Source organism: Mesorhizobium sp. M8A.F.Ca.ET.181.01.1.1 (assembly GCF_004792025.1).
GTDB lineage: Bacteria > Pseudomonadota > Alphaproteobacteria > Rhizobiales > Rhizobiaceae > Mesorhizobium.
Genome location: NZ_SRTV01000002.1, coordinates 637,829 through 661,020 on the forward strand (window position 1 = coordinate 637,829; position 23,192 = coordinate 661,020).

The window sequence follows — 23,192 nt, forward strand, 5'->3', positions numbered from 1 at the left end:
GGTTCCGTCCAGTGTCCGTTCTGTTGGTGCTCAGGAGATGGTTTCGCCCGGTCCCTGCGCCGGCTCGTCCTCGCGCATCGAAAAGGCACGGCCGAGGCTGAAGACCAGCACGTAGAGCGGGATGTTGACCGCCAGGTTGGCAATCGGCAGATAGCTGGTCATTTGCCAGGCTGACGAGAAGAACGGCTGGCCGTAACCATCGCAGACAAGCGAAGACCCATACTCCCACAAGGCTCCCAAAACAGCCGAGACGGCGAAAAGCTTGATGCAGGTGACGACGTGCCTTGCCCGCGTTGGCTCCGGCAGCAGCCGGTTCCAGAGCACCAGGCAGACGATCGGAACCCCATAGATGAGGTTCTGCAGGACAAGCATCGGAAGCGTATCATTGGCCGCGGCCAGAAACTCCGCGCGTGTTTCCAGCCTGGTACAAACCTCACTCGAGGTCGTCGACAGCAGGAAGAAGACGAACGGCCCGAGGCACCAGAAGAAGAACAGCGACGGCCAGAAGACGACTGCAAGCAGCGCCCGTACGGCCAGTTTCTTATGATTGAGCAGGATCTTCTTCCGAAAACCGGTTTCCACTTTTCGGGATCATGCTCTCGTCAACTGGCCTGGTCCATGAAGCGGGGGAACCAGCCTTCATGGGCGGCGGTCAGATCGCTGACCGGGATTGCCCTGGCATCGCCGAGCTTCAGCGCGTTGCCTCCCGTCGAGCCGATCCACGGCGCGAAGATGCCGAGTTCGCCCTGCTGCTTGCGGATAGCATCCCATTCATCGCCATGCGGATCGATCGACAGCGTCAGGAGATAGCGGCCCTGGTCTTCGCCGAACCAGACCGGGATCGGATCGGTGCCGACAAGCCCGGGAACGGTCGCGCCGATGCCGGACGCCATCGCCATTTCGGCCAAGGCCACCGCAATGCCGCCGTCTGAGACGTCATGTGCCGCCGTGACGATGCCGGACGCGATCAGCGAACGCACATGGTCACCGACGCGCTTCTCGTGCTCGAGATCGACCGGAGGCGGCGGGCCATCGTTGCGGCCGTGGATATCCCTGAGATAGGCCGACTGGCCAAGATGCGTGCCCCAGGAAGCCGGCGCGCCGACCAGCAGGATCATCTGGCCTTCCGCCGCAAAGCCGATCCGCGCCATCTTCGACCAGTCCGATATCAGGCCGACGCCGCCGATGGTCGGTGTCGGCAGGATGCCCTGGCCGTTGGTTTCGTTGTAGAGCGAGACGTTGCCGGACACGATCGGGAAGCCGAGCGCCCGGCAGGCATCGCCGATGCCTTTCACGGCGCCGACCAGCTGGCCCATGATCTCCGGCCGTTCGGGATTGCCGAAATTGAGATTGTCGGTGGCGGCGAGCGGCAGCGCGCCGGTGGCGGTCAGGTTGCGCCAGCATTCGGCCACCGCCTGCTTGCCGCCCTCATAAGGGTCGGCCTCGCAATAGCGCGGCGTCACGTCGGAGGAGAAAGCCAGCGCCTTGGTCGGATGGCCCTCGACCCGCACCACGCCGGCATCCCCGCCAGGAAGCTGCAGCGAATTGCCCTGGATCAGCGTGTCGTACTGTTCCCACACCCAGCGGCGTGACGACAGGTCCGGTCCGCCGAGCAACTTCAACAGCGCATCGGCGAGATCGGCCTGCGGGATATCGTTGGCGGCAAACGGCGCCCGCTTCTTCGGCTCGACCCACGGACGATCGTATTCCGGTGCTTTGTCGCCAAGGTCCTTGATCGGCAGGTCGGCGACCTCGTCGCCCTGGTGCCGCACGCGGAAGCGCAGATCGTCGGTGGTCTTGCCGACGATGGCGAAGTCGAGGCCCCACTTGTGGAAGATCGCCTCGGCTTCCTTTTCCTTTTCGGGACGCAGCACCATCAGCATGCGTTCCTGACTTTCCGACAGCATCATCTCGTAGGCGCTCATACGCTCTTCGCGCACCGGCACCTTGTCGAGGTCGAGCTCGATGCCGAGGTCGCCCTTGGCACCCATTTCGACGGCAGAACAGGTAAGGCCGGCCGCACCCATGTCCTGGATGGCGATGACGGCGCCCGAGGCCATCAGTTCGAGGCAGGCCTCCAACAGGCATTTTTCGGTGAAGGGGTCGCCGACCTGCACTGTCGGGCGCTTCTCGTCGATCTTGTCGTCGAACTCGGCCGACGCCATGGTGGCGCCGCCGACACCGTCGCGGCCGGTCTTGGCGCCGAGGTAGACGACAGGCAGGCCGACGCCCTTGGCTTCGGACAGGAAAATGGCATTGGTCTTGGCAAGGCCTGCGGCGAAGGCGTTGACCAGGATGTTGCCGTTGTAGCGGGCGTCGAAATTGACCTCGCCGCCAACCGTCGGCACGCCGAAGGAATTGCCGTAGCCGCCGACGCCCGAAACCACGCCGGCGACGAGATGCCTGGTCTTGGGATGGTCGGGAGCACCGAAGCGCAGCGCGTTCATCGCCGCGATCGGCCGCGCGCCCATGGTGAAGACATCGCGCAAGATGCCGCCGACGCCGGTCGCCGCACCCTGATAGGGCTCGATGAAGGAGGGGTGATTGTGGCTTTCCATCTTGAAGACGACGCAGTCGCCGTCGCCGATGTCGACCACGCCCGCATTCTCGCCCGGGCCCTGGATGACCTGCGGACCTGTGGTCGGCAAGGTGCGCAGCCATTTCTTCGAGGATTTGTAGGAGCAGTGCTCGTTCCACATCGCCGAGAAGATGCCGAGTTCGGTAAAGCTCGGTTCGCGTCCGACGAGGTCGAGGATGCGCTGATATTCGTCGGGCTTCAGCCCATGCGCGGCGATGAGCTCTGATGTGATCGGTACGGAATTGGAAATGGTCATGGGCGGCGATTTATGTCCATGGAGCAGGGATTTTGAGTCTCCTCTTATCGCAAGCTTTGCGGCCGATACACCCGTCGGCGGAGGAAAAAGGCAGAAAGCAACAGGGTGATGACCCCGATGGGTCTTTCGTACGCGACGAAAGACGCCGCCAGCTATTGCAGCCCTGCAAAGTCAAATGGGGAACGCCATGATGTCCCAGCCGTTAGGTCCCTATCACCCAGGAGACAGCACGATGGCTACCAAGCAAGGCAAGAACGACAATCGCCTCTCGGACAAGGAGGCCCTCCATATCGCGGAGACCACCGACGTTTCGCCCCGGCAGGCCAAGGAATTGGCTGAGAAGCACGGCAAGGACAAGGCCGAGAAGGAAGCCAAGAACTTCAAGGCCGAAGGCTGATCCGGGTCCGGTGCTGACAAGTCCCGGTTTCGCAGGGCGGCATATTGAGGCAAGCAGGGCGGGTGGCCGCGAAAGGTTCAGGAAAAACTGTCGTAGCCCGCGCGGCCCTCGTCCAGCAGCCGCCTGATTACCGCGACGCCGCCGGCAATATCCTCGCGCCGCCTCGGCTGCGAAACGCCGAAGCGCACCCCATGGAAAACCCGCTCCGAGCGCCCCGCCTTGAACTCATCCTCGTCGTCGATCAGCACGCCGTGCTCGAGACAGGCATTCTTGAACGTGCCGGAAAGCCAGGGATCGGGCAGGGTGAGCCAGACGAACGGAACTTTGTCGTGCGATTTGAATGAGAAGCCTGCCAAGCTTTCGCGCACAATGGACATGCGGGCGCCGATCTCCGCGATGCTGCGTTTGCGGATTTCGCTGGCCTGGCCGGAAAGCACCAGCCGGGCATTCACCTCCGCCAACAGGAACGGCATGCCGCCGGTCATCATCTTGTGGGCGACGCGGATGCGATGGCGATAGGCGGGCGGGCAGGACAGCCAGCCGCCACGCAGACCGGCGGCGACCGATTTCGACAGGCCGCCGGCAATGATGGTGCGTTCGGGCGCAAATTCGGCAAGCAGCGGTGTCGGATCGTCGGTCAGATGGCCGTAGAGGTCATCCTCGATCAGGATGACGTTGTATTCACGGGCGACACGCGCGATGGCCTCGCGGCGCGCCGGTGACAAGGTCACCAGGGTCGGATTCTGCGCCGTCGGCATCAGAAAGACCATCTTGGGGTGCTTTTGTGCGCAGACGCGTTCGAAATCCGCCGGATCGAGGCCTTCATCGTCCGATGCCACCAGCGCGGTGCGCCGGCCGATCAGGCCGGCGCTGCGGGAAATTTGCGAGTAGGTGAGGTGCTCGAAGGCGACATAGTCGCCGGGCGTGGTCAGGGCCGCGATCGCGGCCATCACCGCGGCATGGGTGCCGAGGGTGGGGACGATTGTATCGGTCGTTGGCCGGAAGGAGTTTCGTGACAGCCACCGGGCGCCGGCTTCGTACCAGCGATCAGGAAAATCGCGCGTGTAGCTCGAAATCTCATGCGGATGGTCCTGCGCGGCACGCGAGAGCACGTCGGCGACAATGGCGCCCTGGCCAATGTCGGGGGCTGCCGTGCTGTCGAACCGCAGCTTGTCCTTGGGGGCGTCGACATAACGCGTTCCTTCGACGCTGGCGTCGGGCGCCTCTGGCTTTGTAATGGCAATGTTTTCGCCGAGCACATAGGTCCCCCGTCCGACCTCGCCACTGACGAGGCCGCGCTCACGCAGCAATTGATAGGCCCGACCGACCGTGCCGACAGTGGCGCCGATGTCGTAGGCGAGATCGCGCTGTGGCGGCAGTTTTGCCCCCGCGCCGATCACTCCCCGGTCGATATCCGCCTCGATGGAATCCGCGAGGCGCTGATACAGCGGACCTGAACCCGTGAGATCTGGAATCCAATTTGTCATGGTGACAATTTTCTATATTGCACCGTTTCGGGAGTCAATACATATCAATGAGGCACTAAAAAGGGTGCAATCGATAATTTTGGCAGAAAGAAAATGGATACAATCGCAACATTCCGCCACTCGGCAACCGAATTGCTCGGCCAGCCGACCCGCCCGTCCGGGCAGCGCGGCTTCGCCAGCCGGCTTGTGCAAGTGGTCAGGTCGCTGGCGAAATGGATCGGCCATCTGCTGGAGCGCCGGCGCGGCCGGCTGGCATTGCTGGAGATGACCGACGATCAGCTCAAGGACATCGGCATCTCGCGCTGCGACGCCCACCGCGAGGGCATCAAGCCGCTGTGGGAATAGCGACCGGTCTATCGGTGGCCTTTTCTCCTGAGGCGCCCGACACCGTGATCGACGAAAACGGCGACGACGCATATCACCAGGAACAGCGCGGTGATGGCGAGCGCCGCGACAGTGACGCTCCCGACGCCGTTCTTGGCGATATCGAGGAAGGGGTAGGGCACCTCGCCCGCCAGCGGCGCCCGCGCCAGCGAATAGACCAGATAGGCGATGGGATAGACAACCCACCAGGAGACGTCGCTCCATCGCGTTCTGCCGTCGGCGCCTGATATCAGCCACCACAGCACGAACAGCACCGGCGTCACATAGTGCAGCAGGACGTCGCAGAGCAGGAACAGGCCCTGCGGCTGCCAGAGCCGCGCCAGTACCGTGGCATAGACGATGAAGACCAGGGTGATCGAGACCGCGACGCACGCGCGCATCCGGGGGCCGGCAAAGGCAGGCAGCCAGGCATAGCCGCTGGATGACAACAGCGAGATGTGGACCAGCACGGCGCCAATGTTGGTCAGGATGGTGAAGAAGCTGAAATAGAACACGATCGAGTCGAGCAGGCCGCGGCCCGCTTCCATCGACGCCGGAATGGTGATCGAGAACTGCAGGACGAGCGCGATCAGGCCAACAACCAATCCCGCGATCTGCAGGAACCGGCCCATGGCTGGCTCAAGCGGTGGCTGCGCAGGTCGGATTGCCCGCCTGCCAGCGCGCGATATCAGAACTGATGCGGGCGCCGAGCGGGTCGTTCATCAACGGTCCGAAGACGTCGACACGGCTTGAATTCCCCTGCGCCTGCACGACCAGCAACGGTTTGCCGCCATAGTGCTTGGCCGGCACCAGAAGGAAGCGCGGCGTGCCGCTGAACGAGTTCAGCTCATTGGCCATCTGATACTGCTTGAAGGCCGGATCCTTGCTGGCGATCCAGCATTTGTGGGCTGCTATCGCGACCTGTTCCATGGCCAGCAGCGCAGCACTCTTGCCCGAGGGCACAGGCGTGCTCTTCGGGGTCGATTGGCACGATGCCAGGGCAAAGCCTGCCGCGGCGACGAAGGCGACCGTCTTGCTCTTGATCAAGCGGCACCCATCTCGAGTTCGGACAGGAAGATCTTCAGGCCGTCTGTCATCTCGCCCCATACCCTGGACAATGCGGGATGCTGCGAGGCGATCTGCTCATAGGCATCGAATTTGGGATAGGCGTCGAGCAGGTCGTGGCGACCTGTCATGGCGCGGAAATTGTTGAAGATGAACCGCGTCGGCGTCAGCCAGGCATCGGCAAAGCTGATGTCGCTGCCGAGCGCGAAGGGGCCTTGCGCCATCCGCGCCTCGATGGCCGCCAGCCCATGGTGGAGACGGGCGAATTGGGCTTCGATCTCGGCATTGTTGCGCTTCGGCATGAAATGCAGCTCGAAAAGCTTCATTGTCGGCGTCAACACGTCGAGGTCGGTGATGCGGGCGAACATGCGCACCAGCGCGCGGTCCTTGGAATCGGGCGGCAACAGCGCCGGTTCCGGAAACCGCTCCTCGAGATATTCGGCGATGACCACCGATTCGAAGATGGTTTCGCCCGAGCCGGTGATCAGCACCGGAATGCGGTTCATCGGCGAGATGGCCCGAAACTCTTCGGGGATCGGAAAACCCGGCGGCGGCGCGATGATCTTGAGCGGCACGTCCTTGATATAGGCCAGTGCGCGCACGATCGACGAGTAGGGCGACAACGGCCGCGAATAGAGTTTCATGACCGTCTCTCCCTCACCCTATGATTTTGAATTGCCGCAATTCTTAAGGTTGCGGTTGCAAACTTCAAGCGGCAATGCCCAAGGCGCCTTCGAACAACGCCCTGCCGTCACTGCCGCCATGCGCTGCTTCGATCAGGTTCTCGGGGTGCGGCATCAGGCCGAGCACATTGCCTTGTTCGTTGATGATACCGGCAATGTCGTTGATCGAGCCGTTCGGGTTGGTGCCTTCGGCATAGCGGAACACCACCTGGCCTTCGCCTTCGAGGCGGGCAAGCGTCTCGGCGTCGGCGAAGTAATTGCCGTCATGATGGGCCACCGGCGAGCGGATGATCTGGCCCGGCTGATAGCGGCGGGTGAACATGGTGTTGGCGTTGGCGATCTCGAGCTTGACCTGCCGGCAGACGAATTTCAGCGAGGTGTTGCGCATCAGCGCACCCGGCAGCAATCCCGCCTCGACCAGAATCTGGAACCCGTTGCAGACACCGATAACCATCACGCCCTTGGCTGCCTTCTCGGCCACTGCCCGCATCACCGGCATGCGCGCCGCGATCGCGCCGCAACGCAGATAGTCGCCGAAGGAAAAGCCGCCGGGAATGGCGATCAGATCGACATCGGGGATTTCGGTATCGGTCTGCCAGACGGTTGCCGGCGCCTGTCCGGAAATCTTGGTCAGCGCCGCGATCATGTCGCGGTCGCGATTGAGGCCAGGCAGGAGGACGACGGCTGTTTTCATTTTGGTTCGTAAGGCCTCTGTGCTTCGGCAAGATCGCGCAGGTCGAGACGGCGTTCTATGCGTTCAAGTCGATCATCCTGGCGGGCGAGAATGCCATAGATGTTGTGGATGTCACTTTGCGTTGCCACCATGTGACCTCGCATTACATTCAATTCCCGTTTCGTTTCGGAAACATCCTGACGAAGCTCACCAATTTCGTGATGCACGCGCTTCAGCAACTCGTACATCAACTCATTCGTGACTTCCGGCATAGTGCCTCCGACACAACCTCAGGTAAGTGTCACACTATAATTCTCGATCACCGTATTCGCCAGCAGCTTGTCGCACATGGCCTTCAAATCGGCTTCAGCCTTGGCCCTGTCGCTTTCCGCCAGTTCGACGTCGAACACCTTGCCTTGCCGCACCGCGCCGACGCCATCGAATCCCAGCCCCGACAGCGCGTGTTCGATTGCCTTGCCTTGCGGGTCCAGAACGCCATTCTTGAGGGTGACGGTAATGCGGGCCTTGATCACGCTGGACATGCTCCTGTTCTGAATGTCGGGTTGCAAGCCGCAATCAGTGCGGCTTGCCTTTGAGGCCGTCAGTCGAGGCGACCAGCACCGGGCCGGTAGGACGCGGCGGCTCGTTCTCGTTCATGATGCCGAGGCGGCGGGCGACTTCCTGATAGGCCTCGACGAGGCCGCCCATGTCACGGCGGAAACGGTCCTTGTCGAGCTTGTCCTGCGTCGCCACGTCCCACAAGCGGCAGGAGTCCGGCGAAATCTCGTCGGCCACGACGATGCGCATCATGTCGCCCTCGAACAGGCGGCCGCACTCGATCTTGAAGTCGACGAGCTGGATGCCGACGCCCATGAACAGGCCGGAGAGGAAATCGTTGACCCGGATGGCAAGCGCCATGACGTCGTCGATCTCTTGCGGGCTTGCCCAGCCGAACGCCGTGATGTGCTCTTCCGAAACCATCGGATCGTCGAGCGCGTCGGCCTTGTAGTAGAATTCGATGATCGAGCGCGGCAGGACGGTGCCTTCCTCGATGCCGAGGCGCTTGGACAGCGAACCGGCGGCGACATTGCGCACCACCACTTCGAGCGGGATGATCTCGACTTCCTTGATCAGCTGCTCGCGCATGTTGAGCCGGCGGATGAAGTGGGTCGGAATGCCCATGCGGTTCAAATGATTGAAAATGTATTCGGAAATGCGGTTGTTGAGCACGCCCTTGCCGTCGATGACCTCGTGTTTCTTCTTGTTGAACGCGGTGGCGTCGTCCTTGAAGAACTGGATCAGCGTGCCCGGCTCGGGTCCCTCATAGAGGATCTTGGCCTTGCCTTCATAAATGCGGCGGCGATTTTTCATTTGAATTTTTCTCTGGATTTGCGGGCAGGCGGTAAGGGACCACTTCCTGTCCGTCCGCCTGAATTAGTGCGGCGACGGTGACGTTCAATGCCGGGTCTATCCCAATCACATCGTTTGCTCAATCGGCAAATCCTTCGAATCAACCGCTTTCGGGACTGAAATGCCGCAGCGCAGCATATGACGAAGCATATTGACCGGCCCGCGACCTTTTGGTTTGTGCTTCGGCAACACACATATTCACCTGCCAACGAATCGGATTTGACCCGGAGGGACGCCATGAGCAGCATGAAAGACCGCGAAGAGGGCTTCGAGCGCAAATTTGCATTCGACGAGGAGCTTCGGTTCAAGGCTTCGGCGCGCCGCAACAAGGCGCTTGGCCTGTGGGCCGCCGAAAAGCTCGGAAAATCCGGTTCCGACGCCGACGCCTACGCCAAGGAAGTCGTTGTTTCCGACATCGAGGAAGCCGGCGACCATGACGTGTTCCGCAAAATCCGCAAGGATTTCGACGCCGCGGGCGTGGAGCAGTCCGATCATCAGATCCGCCGCACCATGGACGAACTGATGGCGCAGGCGATCGAGCAGATCAGGAATACCTGATCCGGCCTCTTACTGGACCAATCGACCGCCCGGCCGATCCGGGCGGTTTTTCTTTGCCTTTGCGGCGGTTTCCGGCTGAAACTGGCGACGTCAATAAGGAAGAGATTAGATGTCCCTGAAGTCCCGTCTTGCCGCAGATGAAACGCTGGTCACCGCCTGGTCTGGCGTGCCGGACGCCTTGACCGTGGAGATCCTCGCCAGGCAGGACTTCGATGCCGTCACACTCGACATGCAGCATGGCGGCCATCACGAGGACAGCGTCCTGCGCGGCCTGGCGCCGGTACTGGCCCTGGGCAAGCCAGCGCTGGTGCGCATCCCTGTTGGCCGTTTCGACATGGCCAGCCGTGCCCTCGATTTCGGCGCCGAAGCGGTCATTGCCCCGATGGTCAACTCGGTGGCCGATGCCAAGCTGTTCGCCGCCGCCATGAAATATCCGCCGCTCGGAGAGCGCTCGTGGGGCCCGACCTATGCCTTTCCCCGTCATGGCAAGGGCGACTATGCCGAATGGCTGCGCGACACCAATCAGCGCACCATGGCTTTTGCGATGGTCGAGACGCGCGCGGCGCTCGATGCGCTTGACGGCATACTGGATACCCCCGGCATCGACGGCATCTTCCTCGGCCCATCGGATTTCTCGATCGCCTGGTCGAACGGCGCGACAGTCAACTCGACGCTCGAAAGCATGATGGAGACAGTGGCCTCGGTTGCCGAGCGCACCCGCAAGGCCGGCAAGCATGCGGCGATCTACGTCGTCGAACCCGCTATCGCCGGCCGCGTCGTGTCGATGGGCTACCGCCTGCTCGCCACGGGCTCCGAGCATGCGCTGATTTCGCTGGGGGCAAAGACCCTGCTCAAGGGCATCAAGGATTCCATCGGCGCCTGATGCAGCGCGACCACGGACGCTAAGCCTTCAGGTCTGTCAGGAACTTGGCGAAGGTCATCGATCCCTCGGGCCACGGGCCAAAGCCTGAATCCTCGCTGAGATGACCGGTCTCGCCGGCGTCGATGAACAGCGAGCCCCAGGCGCCGGCGATGTCCTCGGCGACATCGAAGGGGCAGAAGGGATCGTTGCGGCTGGCGATCACGATGGAGGGAAATGGCAGCGGCTCGCGCGGATAGGGGCCGAAGGTCATCAGATGCCTCGGCTTGATCTTGGCATTGGCGACGTCGGGCGGTGCCACGAAGAAGGCGCCGGCGACCGGCTTCTGAAATTTCGGAATGGCCTGTACGGCCGCGGCCACTCCCAGTGAGTGAGCGACGAGAACGACAGGTCTCTCGGCCTCGTTGACCGCCTTGGCGACGCTCGCCGTCCAGTCCTCGCGCACCGGCTTCGACCATTCGGCCTGCTCCACACGGCGCGCGGTCGACAGCTTCGATTGCCAGCGGGTCTGCCAGTGCTCGGGTCCGGAATTGGTGTATCCGGGAATGATCAGGATATCTGCGTCTTTGACTTTCATGCCGCTGAGATAGCGAGCGCGATTGTCTCATGCAACCGTTGATGGCTGCGCTCTTTGCACGCAATGGTGAACACCATGTTCGCTTTTCGCCGTCTTGTGTGAACGATGGCGATCGACGATCTCTGTGGGGAAAGAAACAGCCGTGGAGGGCCGGGATTTTGGTGCTGACACGACGTACAATGATTGGTGGCGCCGGGCTCCTGGCTTTGGGGGCTTCGCGAAACGTCGCCGCAACGGAGACAATGATGAGCGAACTGCCATTTGCCGCCACCACGCCGGTGAGCGTCGCCCGGGTCGGGCTGAAGGCGCGTGATGCCGAAAGCCTCGCGGCCTATTACCGCCGGGTTGTCGGCCTGCAGGAACTGAGCCGTGCCGATGGCGCGATCACGCTCGGCGCTGCCAACCGTCCGCTGCTGGTTCTTGAGCCGGACGCGTCCGCCAAGCCGGACGATCCGCGCAGCGCCGGCCTCTTCCACACGGCTTTCCTGCTGCCAAGCCGCGCCGATCTCGGCCGTTGGATCAACCACGCCATATCAGACAAGATCGCCATCGAGGGGGCTTCGGATCATCTGGTCAGCGAAGCGCTGTATCTGACCGATCCCGAGGGCAATGGCATCGAGATCTATGCCGATCGCCGCCCGCAGGACTGGAAATGGAGCGGCGACAAGATCGCCATGGCGACCGAGCGGATGAACATTCCTTCTGTCGTTGCCGAAGTGCCGGCCGGCGATGCGGGCTGGCAGGGCGCGCCGGAAAACAGCATTGTCGGCCACGTCCACCTCCGCGTCGGCAGGCCGGAAGAGGCCGAAGCCTGGTGGAACCAGGAATTCGGCTTCGACACGGTCGCCAAATATGGCGGCCAGGCGGTGTTCCTGTCGTCAGGCCATTACCACCACCACATCGGCGCCAATGCCTGGCAGAGCGCCGGCGCCGGTCGCCGCGACCCGTCTCGTTCGGGCCTCGCCTGGGTCGAAATGCGCTCGGACAATGTGGCGAGTGAAACGACCCGTGAGGACCCCTGGGGCACGGTGATCAGGACTGTTCCTGGCAAGGCGTGATTGGCGTCAACACAGCTTCTTTCTCCCCGTTTACGGGGAGAAATGCCCGGCAGGGCAATGAGGGGCGGCGCCGAGGTTGCAAGGTTATCGCTTCTGACACAATGCGATGAGTAGCTTTACCCGTCGAAGTTGGCGCTGCCCCTCATCCGCCTGCCGGCACCTTCTCCCCGTGAACGGGGAGAAGGAAAGCTCACGCCTCCCCGAACACACGCTTGAAAATCGTGTCGACGTGCTTGGTGTGATAACCTAAGTCGAATTTCTCGCGGATTTGCGCCTCTGGCAGCGCTGCGGTCACTTCCTTGTCGGCCAGAAGTTCCTCAAGGAAATCAGCGCCTTGTTCCCATACTTTCATGGCGTTGCGCTGCACCAGCCGGTAGGAGTCCTCGCGCGACAGGCCGGCCTGCGTCAACGCCAGCATCACGCGCTGGGAATGCACCAGTCCGCGGAACTTGTTCATGTTGTTCAGCATGTTCTCGGGATAGACGACGAGTTTGTCGACGACGCTGGTCAGACGTGACAGCGCGAAATCGAGCGTCACGGTGGCGTCCGGGCCGATCATGCGCTCGACCGACGAATGCGAAATGTCGCGTTCGTGCCAAAGGGCCACGTTCTCCATCGCCGGCAACGCCATGGAGCGCACCATGCGGGCAAGGCCGGTGAGGTTTTCGGTCAGCACCGGATTGCGTTTGTGCGGCATCGCCGACGAGCCCTTCTGGCCCGGCGAAAAAAACTCTTCCGCTTCCAGCACTTCGGTGCGCTGCAGATGCCGGACTTCGATCGCCAGCCGCTCGATCGAGGAGGCAATGACGCCGAGCGTGGCGAAGAACATGGCGTGGCGGTCGCGCGGGATCACTTGCGTTGATACCGGTTCCGGCTTCAGTCCCAGCTTTTGGGCTACATGTTCCTCGACATAGGGCTCGATGTTGGCAAAGGTGCCGACCGCCCCTGAAATCGCACAGGTGGCAATGTCTTCGCGCGCGTGCACCAGCCTCTCGCGGCAGCGCGAGAATTCCGCATAGGCCTGCGCCAGCTTGATACCGAAGGTGGTCGGCTCGGCATGGATGCCGTGGCTGCGGCCGATGGTGACGGTGTCCTTGTGCTCGAAGGCGCGGCGCTTGAGCGCTGCAAGCAACGCATCGATGTCGGCGAGCAGAATGTCGCTGGCACGGGTGAGTTGCACCGCAAAGCAGGTGTCGAGCACATCAGATGACGTCATGCCCTGATGGATGAAGCGCGCATCGGGTCCGACGAATTCGGCAAGATGGGTGAGGAAGGCGATGACGTCATGCTTGGTGACGCGCTCGATCGCGTCGATCTTCTCGACGTCGAATTCCGCAGCACTTCCCTTTTCCCAGATGGTTTTGGCCGCTTCCTTGGGGATGACGCCCAGTTCGGCCAGCGCGTCGCAGGCATGGGCCTCGATTTCGAACCAGATGCGAAACCGGGTTTCGGGCGACCAGATGGCGACCATTTCCGGCCGGGAGTAGCGAGGGATCATCGGTCTGTCCTGATGTGTCTAAAGCAATTCCAGGAAAAGTGCGCAGCGGTTTTCCGTCCGGAATTGCGAAAAAGAAAAAGTTAGAGCGGATCGGCGATTCTATCAAACGCTGAACCGCTCCAGGTTGGCCCGCCTCCTACCAGAGGTGGACCAAATGCTCAACGCTGATGCCGCGCAAACCAGAGGCCGGCAGCGAACAAGGCGACAAAACCAAGCGGAAAATAGAGCCGGATGCCCAGCACCACGAACTGGTAGGACGCCACCGCCACCGTGAAGGCAAGCTGAAAGCCCCAGGTGAGGGTGAATGCGGGCGCATGCCATTCGGCATAATAGGACCGGTACTGCATCGCATACAGCCCGGCGGTCAGGCCAATCGTCGCCGCGGCGAGGCACACCAATGCCGCGGCGAAGGCGACCTCGGAGCCTCTTCCGAGCGAGACCAGCCGCGCCGCGAACAGGCCAACCGGAAACGCCAAGGCGCCGCCTGCGGCGAACAGCAGCGACACTGTGCGGATCTTGCCCGGCGTCACCCAATTGTCCAGAAACAGGTTGACGAGTGCGCTGGCGCCCATCGCAGCTGCCCACAGCAGGGCGCCGAGAAGCGCCGCGCGCGGTCTCGGCATCGCGTCGCGAAGGCGGCGCAGGGCGCGATTGCGCCTGACGGGTCGGACAAGCCCTGTCACAGGCGGCCGGTCACGGCGATCCAGCGAAAGTCCGGCCCCTCGAAACCATATTGGCGCACCGCGATCAGAACCGCATAGGCGCTGAGGCTGTCCATCGAGAATGTCTGCACCGCGCCGATGCGGTAGCCGTTCGGGCAGCCCCGGCTCTTGGGGATCGCCTTGTCCTCGTGCAGCAATTTGGTGGTGCCGCCATCCTGCGCCTCGATTCGCAGCAGACGGAAGCCATTGATCTCGCCCTGGCTGTCGCAGCCTTCGGTGTTGTTCATGCCGATCTCGTCCAACCGGAACTCGAGCGGCTGATCGACCGGGGAGAAGATCGGCCTCGGATTGACCGCCATGCGATGCGGATCGGCTGAAAGCTCGGTCACCGGGTTGAAACCGGCGGTGATGCCGCGATTGGCATTCAGCTCGGCCTGGCCGACAATGGCTTCGCCCTTTTGCCGGGCCTGGACGCGGGCAGCGTCGAGCGTTGCATTCTCATCGTCGAGCCGGACCCTGATCGGCGTGCCCTTGAGAAAGCTGTCGCTGCTTGTGTCGATGTAATAGCGGTTGGCATAGGGAAAGCCCGACCCGTCCTGGACGCCGTATTCCTCGAAGGCGAAGACGCTGCCATCCCGGGTGAAGCCGAGAATTTCAAGTTCCGCGACATCGCCGGCCTGGGCGGCGATCGACGCCGCGAGCTGCGCTGCCAGGGAAACGGCAAACAGGAAAAGCATTCGCATCGTTTTCACCCCGGCAGCCGTGATCGTTTCAATCCCTAGCACGACGAAATCAAAACGTCGTGCGGACCAAAGCCGATGCATCCAATCCGCTCGTCATTTGTTATTGTCGGCAATCCCCAATGGAGAAGCTACCATGACCGACACCAGCAAAATTCGTGAGCACATGGAAGTCGTCGGCGCCGATGGCGTGCATATCGGCACGGTCGACAAGGTCGATGGCCAGCGCATCAAGCTGACCAAGGCCGATAGCGGCGAGGGCGCTCACAAGGGCCATCATCATTATATTTCCCTGGCCCTGGTTGCCGAGGTCGATGACAAGAAGGTTTGGCTGTCGGCGAATTCCGATGTCGCGGTGACGTTCGAGGAAGAGAAATCCGATCCGGTTTGATCGAAGGCCTTAGCCCAGGCGCGACGACCAGACTGGGAACAAATCATTATCGGCTGGCGTCGCGGCAAACACCCCGCGGCTGATGGCGCGTGCCATGGTCGCGCCGGCCACGGCATAGAGGTCGACCGCGGCGTCGGCGGTGAGTTCGATCCCGCTCTTGCCGGTCGCCAACGCGAACACCAGATCGCCGTCGGCCGGCGTATGGGTCGGCCAGATGGCGCGCACGAAGCCGTCATGCGCCGCAATCGCCAGGCGTTTCGCGGCGGCCTTGGTGAGGACCGCGTCCGTCGCGATGACGGCGATGGTCGTGTTGCCGCCGGTTTCCATCTGCCGCCCGTGTTCCTTGTCGCGGTATTTCAGCAAGATCCGCTTGGCGTCTTCGGGCATGGGCGAGGGATAGCCGAGCCCGCCGAATTCATCGCCGATTTCGAAGGGCGCCGCCCAGAAATGGCGGGTGCGGCCAACGGTTACAGAGCCGGTCGGGTTGACGGCGGCCAGCGCGCCGATGGTGATGCCATTGTCCAGCAGCGTCGAGGCGGAGCCAAGGCCGCCCTTCAGGCCCGAAGTCAGTGCGCCGGTGCCGGCGCCGGCCGTGCCAAGCAGGAAATCGGCAGCGGCAGCCTGCACCGACTCGTAGCCGAGGTCGCGATAGGGCGGATAACGGCCCCAGTCCTTGTCGCCGCCATTGCGCAGGTCGAATAGGATCGCCGCTGGCACGATCGGCACCCGGAAGCCGCCCACCTCGAGGCCGATGCCGCGCTCGCGCAGCGCGGCCTGCACGCCGGACGCGGCATCGAGGCCGAAAGCCGAACCGCCCGACAGCACAACGGCATGGATTGTCTCGACGGAATTGTGCGGTTCCAGCAAATCCGTCTCGCGGGTGCCGGGCGCGCCGCCCAGGATCTGGACACCCGCCACCGCCGGCTCGTCGCAAAGCACGGTCGTCACGCCGGACTTCAGCCTGGCATCGGAAGTGTTGCCGACGCGCAGGCCGGCAACGTCCGATATGAGATTGCGCGGGCCGGTGCGGAACATCAGTTGTTTTCCAAGGGCACGAAGCGGGTGCCGTCGAAGCGGAAGACACGGTAGGGGCTCCGGCTGAGGTCGCCCTTGGCGTCGAAGCGGACCGGCCCGATCGCCGTGGTGAAATCATGCCCGGTGAGTGCGTCGGTCAGCGGCTTGCCGGAGCTTTCGGACAAGGCTGCCGCCGCCTTGGCGATCTCAACTGCGGCATAGCCTGGCAAGGTATAGCCGTCCGGCACGATCTTTCGCGCGGCGAAGCTCTCCAGCACTTTAGGGCTCGCGATATCCGCCCATTCCGGCTGGGCGATCATCAGCGTACCGGATGCATAGGGCACGTCACCGGGCGGCGTGCGCAGGTTTTCGCCGCCGGCAAGGACGATGCCGGCCTGGAGCTGGGCGGCATCGCGCCCCATGATGGCGATGTCGTCACCGTCGCCGCCGGCAAAGACATGCGTGGCGCCAGCCTTCTTCAGCCGTCCGATCAGGCCGATCTGGTTGTCGAGCTGCGGCCGGAACGTGTCGACGAAGACCGGTTTCAACGCTGCCTGCTCCGCCGCGGCGCGAAATGTCTCGGCGATCTCGCGGCCATAGATGGTGCCGTCGTCGATGATGGCGAACAATTCATCACGCCACAGGCGGGTCAGGTTAGAGGCGACGGCGTTGCGCTCGTCATCGCCGCGCGGCCCGAGGCGATAGACCGGCCAGCCGGTCTTGGCGCGGCGGTCGGTCAGGCTTTCGGTTCGCACGCCGACGGTGATGACCGGGATGTTGGCGTCCTTCAGGATAGGCATCGCCGCTTCGATCGCCTCCGTGCAGAGAAAGCCGATCACGACATTGACCTTGGCTGCCGCGAACTCCCTTGCCGCCGCGGCGCCGCCGTCGCCGGTGCAGGCGTCATCCACGGTCTTGAGCTGGACGCCGTCCGCCTCCGCGGCGAGTTCGGCGCCAGCCTCGATCTGCTTGCCGAGGATGGCCGACGGTCCCGACAGGGGCGCGGCGACCCCGATCGTGAGCGTCTGTGCGCCAGCGGCACCGGTCAGCAACAGCCAGGCCAGTGCGATGGATATCGTTGCCCCGGATCCCATCCTGCCGAACCGTCCCTCCAAGCCCGCGACGTCGCGTGGGCACCAATTCCCGCCAAGACCTAAAGGCTGTCCGGCCTTGGTGCAACACGCGAATTCGGGATATGGGCCAAGCACTTCGCTTGTGGCATGTGATGTCTGGCCATATATGTCAGGCGAACAATGGCCACGGAAACTTTCCAGTGCTGAAGAAGAACGATATTGGACCGCAAGCCTATCGCGACGCGATGAGCCATTTTGCCGGTCACGTCCATGTGGTGACCACCGATGGGCCCGCCGGCAAGCGCGGGGCGACGGTGATCGCGGCCTGTTCGGTGTCGGACACGCCGCCGACCATCCTGGTATGCCTCAATCGTGAAAATGCCAAGAATGAGCTTTTCGTGAAGAACGGCAAATTTGCCCTGAACACGCTGGCTTCGCACCAGGAGCCGCTGTCGATTGGATTCTCCGGCATGACTGGGTTGCCGGTCGAAGAGCGTTTCGCGCTCGGCGAATGGGATGTCATTTCCACTGGTGCGCCGACATTGAAGGGCGCGCTCGCCGTGTTCGACTGCGAGTTGATCGATACCAAGGACCTGGCCACCCATCGTGTGCTTTTTGGCAAGGTGACAGGCCTGCGTATGGGCGATAATTTGCGGCCGCTGATTTACCACGCACGCGGCTACCACGTTCTGGAAAGTGGGGCGGCCGCACCTACGGAGAAGGAATGAGCGACTTGAAACCGCGCCCCGTGCCGGGGACGATCGAGGAAACGCTCGATCTCCTGACCGGTGCGGACTATGTCGCGGACCGGTCGCTGGCAACGGTGCTTTTCCTGTCGCTGCGCATGAAACGGCCGCTTTTCCTCGAGGGCGAGGCCGGCGTCGGCAAGACCGAGATCGCCAAGGTGTTGGCAGAGGCGCTCGGCCGCCGGCTGATCCGCCTGCAGTGCTATGAGGGGCTCGATGTCTCCTCGGCCGTCTATGAATGGAATTACGCCGCGCAGATGATCGAGATTCGCATGGAGGAGGCGGCCGGCAAGGTCGAGCGCTCCGCCATGGAGCGCAACGTCTTTTCCGAAAAATACCTGATCCGTCGGCCGGTGCTCGATGCGCTGACCGGAAAGACGGGTGCGGCCCCGGTCTTCCTGATCGACGAGCTCGACCGCACCGATGAAGCGTTCGAAGCCTTCCTGCTCGAAATCCTCTCCGACTTCCAAGTGACGGTGCCTGAACTCGGCACCATCAAGGCGGAAGAGCCGCCGATCGTCATCATCACCACCAACCGCACACGCGAGATCCACGACGCGCTGAAGCGGCGCTGCCTCTACCACTGGGTCGATTATCCCGATGCGGAACGAGAGCTGGAGATCGTGCGCCGCAAGGTGCCACGGGCCAACCAGCGGCTTTCCGCTGAAGTGGTCTCCTTCATCCAGAAGCTGCGCCAGATCGAACTGTTCAAGGTGCCGGGCGTCGCCGAGACTATCGACTGGGCCGGGGCGCTGACCGAACTCGACAAGGTGGCGCTCGATCCGGAGACCGTGTCCGACACGATCGGCGTGTTGCTGAAATACCAGGACGACATTGCCCGCATCGGCGCGGGCGAGGGCCGGCGCATCCTCGACGAGGTCAAGGCCGAGCTCGCGGCGGCGGAGTAGCAAGAGTGAACACGCCGCGTCCCGACCCAAGAGAGGCGACGGCCGACGGCCGGATCGCCGACAACATCGTCTATTTCGCCCGCACCTTGCGCAAGGCCGGCATGCGGGTCGGGCCAGCCTCGGTCAAGGACGCCATCGAGGCGGTACTCGTCTCCGGCATCGGCTCGCGCGATGATTTCTACTGGACGCTGCACGCCGTGCTGGTGTCCCGGCACGAGGATCATGCCATCTTTGACGAAGCCTTCAGGCTGTTCTGGAAATCGCGTGAACTGATCGAGAAGCTGCTGGCGATGTTTTCGCCGGTGGCGCCTGACGTCAGGGAGAAGCAGAAGCCGCGCGCGGCCGAAAGCCGTGTCAGTCAAGCGATGTTCGAGGGTCACCAGAAGAACCAGCCGCCTCGGGAAATCCCCGAGATCGAGGTCGATGCCCGCTTCACTTTCTCCGGCAACGAGCTGTTGCGGGGCAAGGATTTCGCGCAGATGAACGCAGCCGAGATGGCCGACGCCAGGAAGGCGATCGCGGCGTTGCGGCTGCCCGTGGACATGGTGCGGACCAGGCGCTTCAAGGCCGATGCGCACGGCCGCCGCATTGATCCGCGCGCCATGATGCGCGCGGCCGCGCGCACCGGCGGTGAATTGATCCTGCCGAAATTCCGCTCGGTCCGCGAAGTCCACCCGCCTCTGGTGGTGCTGGCCGACATTTCCGGTTCGATGAGCCAGTACACGCGCATCTTCCTGCATTTCCTGCATGCGCTGACGGAAAAGCGCCGGCGCGTGCATACCTTTGTCTTCGGCACGCGGCTGACCAATCTCACCCGGCAGATGCGCCACCGCGATCCCGATGCCGCCCTTGCCGACTGTTCGGCGGCGGTCAAGGACTGGTCCGGCGGCACGCGCATCGGCGATACGCTGGCCGAGTTCAACCTTGTATGGTCGCGGCGCGTGCTGGGGCAGGGCGCCGTGGTGCTTCTGATCACCGACGGGCTGGAGCGTGACGATGTCGTGGGCTTGTCGGAAGAGATGGAGCGGCTGCACAAATCCTGCCGGCGGCTGATCTGGCTGAACCCTTTGCTGCGCTTCGACGGTTTTCAGGCGCGGCCCCGCGGTGTGAAGGCGATGCTGCCGCATGTCGACGAATTCCGTTCGGTGCACAATCTCGACGCGCTCGCCGATCTCTGCGCCTCGCTGGACAAGAAATCGGCGCTTTCGGTCGATCCGCGGCGGTGGATGGATGCTGGCGCCAGGCACGCCGCATAGCCATATGTTTCCCGGCTCCTTGAAAAAACAGACCCTGAGAGAAGCAACGATGAGCGACAGCATTTATCTCGATGAGGCCCGCGACCCGCTGATCATCGCGGAAGCCTGGATGAAGGACGGCAAGGATGTCGCCATCGCGACCGTGGTCGAGACCTGGGGTTCGGCGCCGCGTCCGGTCGGCAGCCACCTTGTCATCGATGCCGATGGCAATTTCCATGGTTCGGTTTCGGGCGGCTGCGTCGAGGGCGCTGTCGTGACCGAGGCGGTCGACGTCATCGGCTCCGGCAAGGCCAGGATGCTTGAGTTCGGTGTCGCCGATGAGACGGCCTGGCAGGTGGGCCTGTCCTGTGGCGGCCGCATCAAGGTTTATGTTGAGCGATTGGGCTGACCTCGGATGGATCCCTATGCGCTGAAAATGCTCAATGCCGAGCGGCGCGCCCGCCGCGCGGCGATCCTCGTCACCGATGTCGGTGATGGTCGCGATCGTGTCGTGCGCGAGGGGGACAACGTCGCCGGCGATCTCGGAGTGGCGATCGCCAAGGCGTTTCGATCCGGCATTTCCGGCTCCGTCGAGGCGGAAGGACGGACGTTCTTTCTCAATGCGCATCTGCCGCGGCCGCGCCTGGTGGTGATCGGCGCCGTTCACATCAGCCAGGCGCTTGCGCCGATGGCCCGGATCGCCGGCTATCCGCTGGAGATCATCGACCCGCGCACCGCCTTTGCCACATCAGACCGTTTTCCCGATGTCGCCTTGCATGCGGACTGGCCGCAGGATGTGCTGGAGCGCCAGCCGCTCGACGCTTACACCGCGCTCGCCGCCGTCACCCATGACCCGAAGATCGATGATTTCGCGCTGAAGGCGGCACTCGACGCCAACTGTTTCTATGTCGGGGCGCTCGGCAGCCGCAAGACGCACGCCAAGCGCGTCGAGCGCCTGCTGGCGCTGGGCGCGAGTGCCGACCAGATAGCACGTATCCACGCGCCGATCGGGCTGGACATTGGGGCGGCAAGCCCCGCCGAGATCGCCGTCGCCATTCTCGCGCAGACCATCCATGCCTTCCGCTCGCGCGGCCTCGAAGCGAAGGGCGCGGTGGCGTGAAATTCGGTCCGATCCCGATCGATCAGGCCGAGGGGGCGGTGCTGGCCCATGCCACCACCGCCGGCGAAAAGCGGTTTCGCAAGGCGCACAGGTTGAGCGCCGAAGATGTCTCCACGCTCAAAGGAGCGGGTATCCTGCAGGTTGTCGCCGCCGTGCTGGCTTCCGGCGATCTCGGCGAGGACGCCGCGGCGCAAACAATTGCTCAGAGCATGACCTTTGGCGGCATCGAGGCAAGGCAGGCCGCCACGGGTCGGGTCAATCTTCACGCCAAGGCGGCCGGCATCTTCACGGTCAAGGCCGCTGTCATCGACGCCATCAATGCCGTCGATCCGGCCATCACCATCGCCACGCTGGCTCAGCATGCGGCGGCCGAGAAGGGTCAGATGGTTGCGACGGTGAAGATCATTCCCTTCGCGGTTGCGTCATCGCTGGTCGACGCCGTGATGAAGATCTGCGCCGGCGGCGAAATCTTTGCCGTCAACGCCTATCGGCCGGTGCGTATCGGCGTCATCCAGACGGTGCTGCCGGGCACCAAGCCCAATGTGCTCGACAAGACCTTGCGCGTCACCGAAGCACGGCTGGCGCGCTCGGGCGGCAGGCTGACGGCGGAGCGCCGCACGCCGCATGAGATCGGCCCTGTCGCCGAGGCCGCCATCGCGCTCGCGCGCGACAACGACATGGTGGTCATCTTCGGCGCTTCCGCCATGAGCGATTTCGCTGATGTCGTTCCGGCGGCGATCGAGAGGGCCGGGGGGATTGTTGTCCGTGCCGGCATGCCGGTCGATCCAGGCAATCTTCTGGTGCTCGGCACACTCGGCGGCAAGCGCGTCATCGGCGCGCCTGGCTGCGCCCGCAGCCCCAAGGAGAACGGCTTCGACTGGGTGCTCGACCGGTTGATTGCCGGCCTTGACGTTACGGCCGGCGACATCGCCGGCATGGGCGTCGGCGGCCTGCTGATGGAGATACCGACGCGGCCGCAGCCGCGCGAGCCGCTGCCGGCCAAAAACCGGCTCAAGGTTGCAATCGTGCTTCTGGCGGCGGGCCGGTCGAGCCGCATGGGCGGACCGAACAAGCTGATGGCGCTGTTCGACGGCCAGCCGCTGGTGCGCCGCACCACCGAACGCGCGCTCGCCTCGAAGGCTTCGGGCACGATCGTCGTCACCGGCCATCAGCGCGAGCGGGTGCGCGCCGCACTGTCGGGCCTCGACGTCACCTTCGCCGACAATCCCGACTTTGCCGATGGCCTGTCGACCTCCCTGAAGGCCGGAATTGCCTATCTGCCTCAAGACGTCGCGGGTGCGATGATCGTTCTTGGGGACATGCCGGGCGTCGCATCCGATGACCTCGACCGGCTGATCGATGCGTTCCGCAAGGCCGGCGGCAACTCAGTGGTTCGCGCCTCGCATGAAGGCAAACGCGGCAATCCGGTGCTTCTGCCGCGTTCGCTGTTCGCGGCCGTCGGCCATCTCGAAGGCGATACCGGCGCACGTCATCTGGTCGAGGCCGAGGGGCTCGATGTCATCGATGTCGAGATCGGCGAGGGCGCGTCCGTCGACGTTGACACCCGAGAGGCTCTCGAAGGCGCGGGCGGCGTGCTGCAGGATTGACAAACCCGAGCCGAATTCCGCATGCCTGAGTGATGTTTTTCAGTTCACCAGCGTTTGCGCTTCTACCCCCCTCTGGCCTGCGGGCCATCTCCCCCTCAAGGGGGGAGATCAGCAGTTTCGATGAGGGTGTCCACCGTGCAACTTTGGAGCATGGCGAAAGCCGAACGCGTGTCCAATCTCCCCCCTTGAGGGGGAGATGGCCGGCAGGCCAGA

Annotated in this window: 28 protein-coding genes; 12 read left to right on the forward strand and 16 right to left on the reverse strand. The window is 63.3% G+C overall.

The features are described 5' to 3' along the window. Positions 1-30: 30 nt before the first annotated feature. The gene (locus tag EN824_RS11485; RefSeq protein ID WP_245464455.1) at positions 31-582 is read right to left on the reverse strand and encodes a hypothetical protein; all 552 of its coding nucleotides are present in this window, start codon (positions 580-582) and stop codon (positions 31-33) included. Between the two features lie 20 nt (positions 583-602). Next, on the reverse strand, positions 603-2,834 hold the full coding sequence (gene purL / locus EN824_RS11490) for a phosphoribosylformylglycinamidine synthase subunit PurL (protein ID WP_127869555.1): 2,232 nt from the start codon (positions 2,832-2,834) through the stop codon (positions 603-605). A 232-nt stretch (positions 2,835-3,066) separates the two neighbouring features. On the opposite strand from purL, the gene EN824_RS35195 reads away from it, so the two are divergent. Continuing rightward, positions 3,067-3,231, forward strand: coding sequence for a hypothetical protein (locus tag EN824_RS35195; RefSeq protein ID WP_167531216.1), 165 nt, complete (start codon positions 3,067-3,069; stop codon positions 3,229-3,231). 77 nt (positions 3,232-3,308) lie between these two features. On the opposite strand, the gene EN824_RS11495 is transcribed toward EN824_RS35195, so the two are convergent. After that, entirely contained in the window at positions 3,309-4,718 is a 1,410-nt protein-coding gene (locus EN824_RS11495) for a PLP-dependent aminotransferase family protein (protein WP_127279751.1), read from the reverse strand. A 93-nt stretch (positions 4,719-4,811) separates the two neighbouring features. Here EN824_RS11495 and EN824_RS11500 point away from each other — a divergent pair, with 93 nt between their 5' ends. Then, positions 4,812-5,063, forward strand: a complete 252-nt coding sequence (locus EN824_RS11500) for a DUF1127 domain-containing protein (protein ID WP_127279750.1) — start codon at positions 4,812-4,814, stop codon at positions 5,061-5,063. An 8-nt stretch (positions 5,064-5,071) separates the two neighbouring features. On the opposite strand, the gene EN824_RS11505 is transcribed toward EN824_RS11500, so the two are convergent. The 7 genes from EN824_RS11505 to purC all read right to left on the reverse strand — a co-directional run bounded on the left by EN824_RS11505 (position 5,072) and on the right by purC (position 8,873). Then, on the reverse strand, positions 5,072-5,713 hold the full coding sequence (locus EN824_RS11505; protein ID WP_135880196.1) for a Pr6Pr family membrane protein: 642 nt from the start codon (positions 5,711-5,713) through the stop codon (positions 5,072-5,074). A 7-nt stretch (positions 5,714-5,720) separates the two neighbouring features. After that, positions 5,721-6,128: a hypothetical protein gene (locus tag EN824_RS11510; protein WP_135880197.1), complete on the reverse strand. Its 408-nt coding sequence runs from the start codon at positions 6,126-6,128 to the stop codon at positions 5,721-5,723. Further along, positions 6,125-6,790 (reverse strand): glutathione S-transferase family protein, encoded by a 666-nt coding sequence (locus tag EN824_RS11515; protein ID WP_135932266.1) that lies wholly within the window; start codon positions 6,788-6,790, stop codon positions 6,125-6,127. Before EN824_RS11515 ends, EN824_RS11510 begins: the two co-directional genes overlap by 4 nt. A gap of 64 nt (positions 6,791-6,854) precedes the next feature. Next, positions 6,855-7,523 (reverse strand): phosphoribosylformylglycinamidine synthase subunit PurQ, encoded by a 669-nt coding sequence (purQ, locus tag EN824_RS11520; protein WP_127280766.1) that lies wholly within the window; start codon positions 7,521-7,523, stop codon positions 6,855-6,857. Further along, entirely contained in the window at positions 7,520-7,774 is a 255-nt protein-coding gene (locus EN824_RS11525; protein ID WP_127280765.1) for a hypothetical protein, read from the reverse strand. The genes purQ and EN824_RS11525 overlap by 4 nt, the downstream gene beginning before the upstream one ends. 18 nt (positions 7,775-7,792) lie before the next feature. Continuing rightward, positions 7,793-8,035, reverse strand: a complete 243-nt coding sequence (gene purS, locus EN824_RS11530) for a phosphoribosylformylglycinamidine synthase subunit PurS (RefSeq protein WP_127280770.1) — start codon at positions 8,033-8,035, stop codon at positions 7,793-7,795. A gap of 43 nt (positions 8,036-8,078) precedes the next feature. Further along, the gene (purC, locus tag EN824_RS11535) at positions 8,079-8,873 is read right to left on the reverse strand and encodes a phosphoribosylaminoimidazolesuccinocarboxamide synthase (RefSeq protein WP_013532127.1); all 795 of its coding nucleotides are present in this window, start codon (positions 8,871-8,873) and stop codon (positions 8,079-8,081) included. A gap of 276 nt (positions 8,874-9,149) precedes the next feature. Between purC and EN824_RS11540 the strand changes: the two genes are divergently transcribed. Both EN824_RS11540 and EN824_RS11545 read left to right on the forward strand, forming a co-directional pair. Then, positions 9,150-9,470 carry a DUF1476 domain-containing protein gene (locus tag EN824_RS11540; RefSeq protein ID WP_127280658.1) on the forward strand — a complete coding sequence of 107 codons (321 nt, stop codon included), beginning with the start codon at positions 9,150-9,152 and terminating at the stop codon, positions 9,468-9,470. A 109-nt stretch (positions 9,471-9,579) separates the two neighbouring features. Next, positions 9,580-10,353, forward strand: a complete 774-nt coding sequence (locus tag EN824_RS11545) for an HpcH/HpaI aldolase/citrate lyase family protein (RefSeq protein WP_127280659.1) — start codon at positions 9,580-9,582, stop codon at positions 10,351-10,353. Positions 10,354-10,372: 19 nt separating this feature from the next. Here the strand turns inward: EN824_RS11545 and EN824_RS11550 are convergent, their stop codons facing one another. After that, on the reverse strand, positions 10,373-10,927 hold the full coding sequence (locus tag EN824_RS11550; protein ID WP_127280660.1) for an alpha/beta hydrolase: 555 nt from the start codon (positions 10,925-10,927) through the stop codon (positions 10,373-10,375). A 245-nt stretch (positions 10,928-11,172) separates the two neighbouring features. Here EN824_RS11550 and EN824_RS11555 point away from each other — a divergent pair, with 245 nt between their 5' ends. After that, on the forward strand, positions 11,173-11,985 hold the full coding sequence (locus EN824_RS11555) for a VOC family protein (protein ID WP_127280661.1): 813 nt from the start codon (positions 11,173-11,175) through the stop codon (positions 11,983-11,985). Between the two features lie 190 nt (positions 11,986-12,175). Here EN824_RS11555 and purB read toward each other — a convergent pair whose 3' ends face one another. From purB to EN824_RS11570, 3 genes are all read right to left on the reverse strand, one after another. Next, positions 12,176-13,483, reverse strand: coding sequence for an adenylosuccinate lyase (gene purB / locus EN824_RS11560; RefSeq protein ID WP_127279377.1), 1,308 nt, complete (start codon positions 13,481-13,483; stop codon positions 12,176-12,178). Between the two features lie 158 nt (positions 13,484-13,641). Beyond that, entirely contained in the window at positions 13,642-14,106 is a 465-nt protein-coding gene (locus EN824_RS11565; RefSeq protein WP_189522156.1) for a hypothetical protein, read from the reverse strand. A 56-nt stretch (positions 14,107-14,162) separates the two neighbouring features. After that, the gene (locus EN824_RS11570) at positions 14,163-14,888 is read right to left on the reverse strand and encodes a DUF2259 domain-containing protein (RefSeq protein ID WP_127279376.1); all 726 of its coding nucleotides are present in this window, start codon (positions 14,886-14,888) and stop codon (positions 14,163-14,165) included. Positions 14,889-15,021: 133 nt separating this feature from the next. Here EN824_RS11570 and EN824_RS11575 point away from each other — a divergent pair, with 133 nt between their 5' ends. Next, entirely contained in the window at positions 15,022-15,276 is a 255-nt protein-coding gene (locus EN824_RS11575) for a DUF2171 domain-containing protein (protein ID WP_135932267.1), read from the forward strand. Between the two features lie 9 nt (positions 15,277-15,285). Here the strand turns inward: EN824_RS11575 and EN824_RS11580 are convergent, their stop codons facing one another. Both EN824_RS11580 and EN824_RS11585 read right to left on the reverse strand, forming a co-directional pair. After that, the gene (locus EN824_RS11580) at positions 15,286-16,311 is read right to left on the reverse strand and encodes a P1 family peptidase (RefSeq protein WP_135864146.1); all 1,026 of its coding nucleotides are present in this window, start codon (positions 16,309-16,311) and stop codon (positions 15,286-15,288) included. Further along, a complete protein-coding gene (locus EN824_RS11585; RefSeq protein WP_135864148.1) occupies positions 16,311-17,384 on the reverse strand; it encodes an ABC transporter substrate-binding protein in 1,074 nt (357 codons plus the stop codon). The genes EN824_RS11580 and EN824_RS11585 overlap by 1 nt, the downstream gene beginning before the upstream one ends. Before the next feature lie 179 nt (positions 17,385-17,563). Here EN824_RS11585 and EN824_RS11590 point away from each other — a divergent pair, with 179 nt between their 5' ends. From EN824_RS11590 to EN824_RS11615, 6 genes are read left to right on the forward strand one after another with little or no spacing between them, the layout of a single operon-like run. After that, complete coding sequence (locus EN824_RS11590) at positions 17,564-18,091, forward strand: flavin reductase (RefSeq protein ID WP_135864150.1); 528 nt, start codon at positions 17,564-17,566, stop codon at positions 18,089-18,091. Then, complete coding sequence (locus EN824_RS11595; RefSeq protein ID WP_135864152.1) at positions 18,088-19,017, forward strand: MoxR family ATPase; 930 nt, start codon at positions 18,088-18,090, stop codon at positions 19,015-19,017. The genes EN824_RS11590 and EN824_RS11595 overlap by 4 nt, the downstream gene beginning before the upstream one ends. 5 nt (positions 19,018-19,022) lie before the next feature. Then, positions 19,023-20,273: a VWA domain-containing protein gene (locus EN824_RS11600; protein WP_135864154.1), complete on the forward strand. Its 1,251-nt coding sequence runs from the start codon at positions 19,023-19,025 to the stop codon at positions 20,271-20,273. A 49-nt stretch (positions 20,274-20,322) separates the two neighbouring features. Then, complete coding sequence (locus EN824_RS11605; RefSeq protein WP_127280086.1) at positions 20,323-20,661, forward strand: XdhC family protein; 339 nt, start codon at positions 20,323-20,325, stop codon at positions 20,659-20,661. A 6-nt stretch (positions 20,662-20,667) separates the two neighbouring features. Beyond that, on the forward strand, positions 20,668-21,372 hold the full coding sequence (locus EN824_RS11610; protein WP_135864156.1) for an XdhC family protein: 705 nt from the start codon (positions 20,668-20,670) through the stop codon (positions 21,370-21,372). Continuing rightward, positions 21,369-22,979, forward strand: coding sequence for a molybdopterin-binding/glycosyltransferase family 2 protein (locus EN824_RS11615; protein ID WP_135932268.1), 1,611 nt, complete (start codon positions 21,369-21,371; stop codon positions 22,977-22,979). Before EN824_RS11610 ends, EN824_RS11615 begins: the two co-directional genes overlap by 4 nt. Positions 22,980-23,192: the final 213 nt, after the last annotated feature.

Coding starts and splice junctions, on each gene's coding strand:
- EN824_RS11610 (WP_135864156.1), top strand. CDS start 20,668: ATGGATCCCTATGCGCTGAAAATGCTCAATGCCGAGCGGCGCGCCCGC.
- EN824_RS35195 (WP_167531216.1), top strand. CDS start 3,067: ATGGCTACCAAGCAAGGCAAGAACGACAATCGCCTCTCGGACAAGGAG.
- EN824_RS11570 (WP_127279376.1), bottom strand. CDS start 14,888: ATGCGAATGCTTTTCCTGTTTGCCGTTTCCCTGGCAGCGCAGCTCGCG.
- EN824_RS11585 (WP_135864148.1), bottom strand. CDS start 17,384: ATGGGATCCGGGGCAACGATATCCATCGCACTGGCCTGGCTGTTGCTG.
- EN824_RS11565 (WP_189522156.1), bottom strand. CDS start 14,106: ATGCCGAGACCGCGCGCGGCGCTTCTCGGCGCCCTGCTGTGGGCAGCT.
- EN824_RS11500 (WP_127279750.1), top strand. CDS start 4,812: ATGGATACAATCGCAACATTCCGCCACTCGGCAACCGAATTGCTCGGC.
- EN824_RS11580 (WP_135864146.1), bottom strand. CDS start 16,311: ATGTTCCGCACCGGCCCGCGCAATCTCATATCGGACGTTGCCGGCCTG.
- EN824_RS11505 (WP_135880196.1), bottom strand. CDS start 5,713: ATGGGCCGGTTCCTGCAGATCGCGGGATTGGTTGTTGGCCTGATCGCG.
- EN824_RS11540 (WP_127280658.1), top strand. CDS start 9,150: ATGAGCAGCATGAAAGACCGCGAAGAGGGCTTCGAGCGCAAATTTGCA.
- EN824_RS11605 (WP_127280086.1), top strand. CDS start 20,323: ATGAGCGACAGCATTTATCTCGATGAGGCCCGCGACCCGCTGATCATC.
- EN824_RS11495 (WP_127279751.1), bottom strand. CDS start 4,718: ATGACAAATTGGATTCCAGATCTCACGGGTTCAGGTCCGCTGTATCAG.
- EN824_RS11595 (WP_135864152.1), top strand. CDS start 18,088: ATGAGCGACTTGAAACCGCGCCCCGTGCCGGGGACGATCGAGGAAACG.
- EN824_RS11575 (WP_135932267.1), top strand. CDS start 15,022: ATGACCGACACCAGCAAAATTCGTGAGCACATGGAAGTCGTCGGCGCC.
- EN824_RS11515 (WP_135932266.1), bottom strand. CDS start 6,790: ATGAAACTCTATTCGCGGCCGTTGTCGCCCTACTCGTCGATCGTGCGC.
- purQ (WP_127280766.1), bottom strand. CDS start 7,523: ATGAAAACAGCCGTCGTCCTCCTGCCTGGCCTCAATCGCGACCGCGAC.
- EN824_RS11525 (WP_127280765.1), bottom strand. CDS start 7,774: ATGCCGGAAGTCACGAATGAGTTGATGTACGAGTTGCTGAAGCGCGTG.
- EN824_RS11555 (WP_127280661.1), top strand. CDS start 11,173: ATGAGCGAACTGCCATTTGCCGCCACCACGCCGGTGAGCGTCGCCCGG.
- purB (WP_127279377.1), bottom strand. CDS start 13,483: ATGATCCCTCGCTACTCCCGGCCGGAAATGGTCGCCATCTGGTCGCCC.
- EN824_RS11545 (WP_127280659.1), top strand. CDS start 9,580: ATGTCCCTGAAGTCCCGTCTTGCCGCAGATGAAACGCTGGTCACCGCC.
- purL (WP_127869555.1), bottom strand. CDS start 2,834: ATGACCATTTCCAATTCCGTACCGATCACATCAGAGCTCATCGCCGCG.
- EN824_RS11550 (WP_127280660.1), bottom strand. CDS start 10,927: ATGAAAGTCAAAGACGCAGATATCCTGATCATTCCCGGATACACCAAT.
- purC (WP_013532127.1), bottom strand. CDS start 8,873: ATGAAAAATCGCCGCCGCATTTATGAAGGCAAGGCCAAGATCCTCTAT.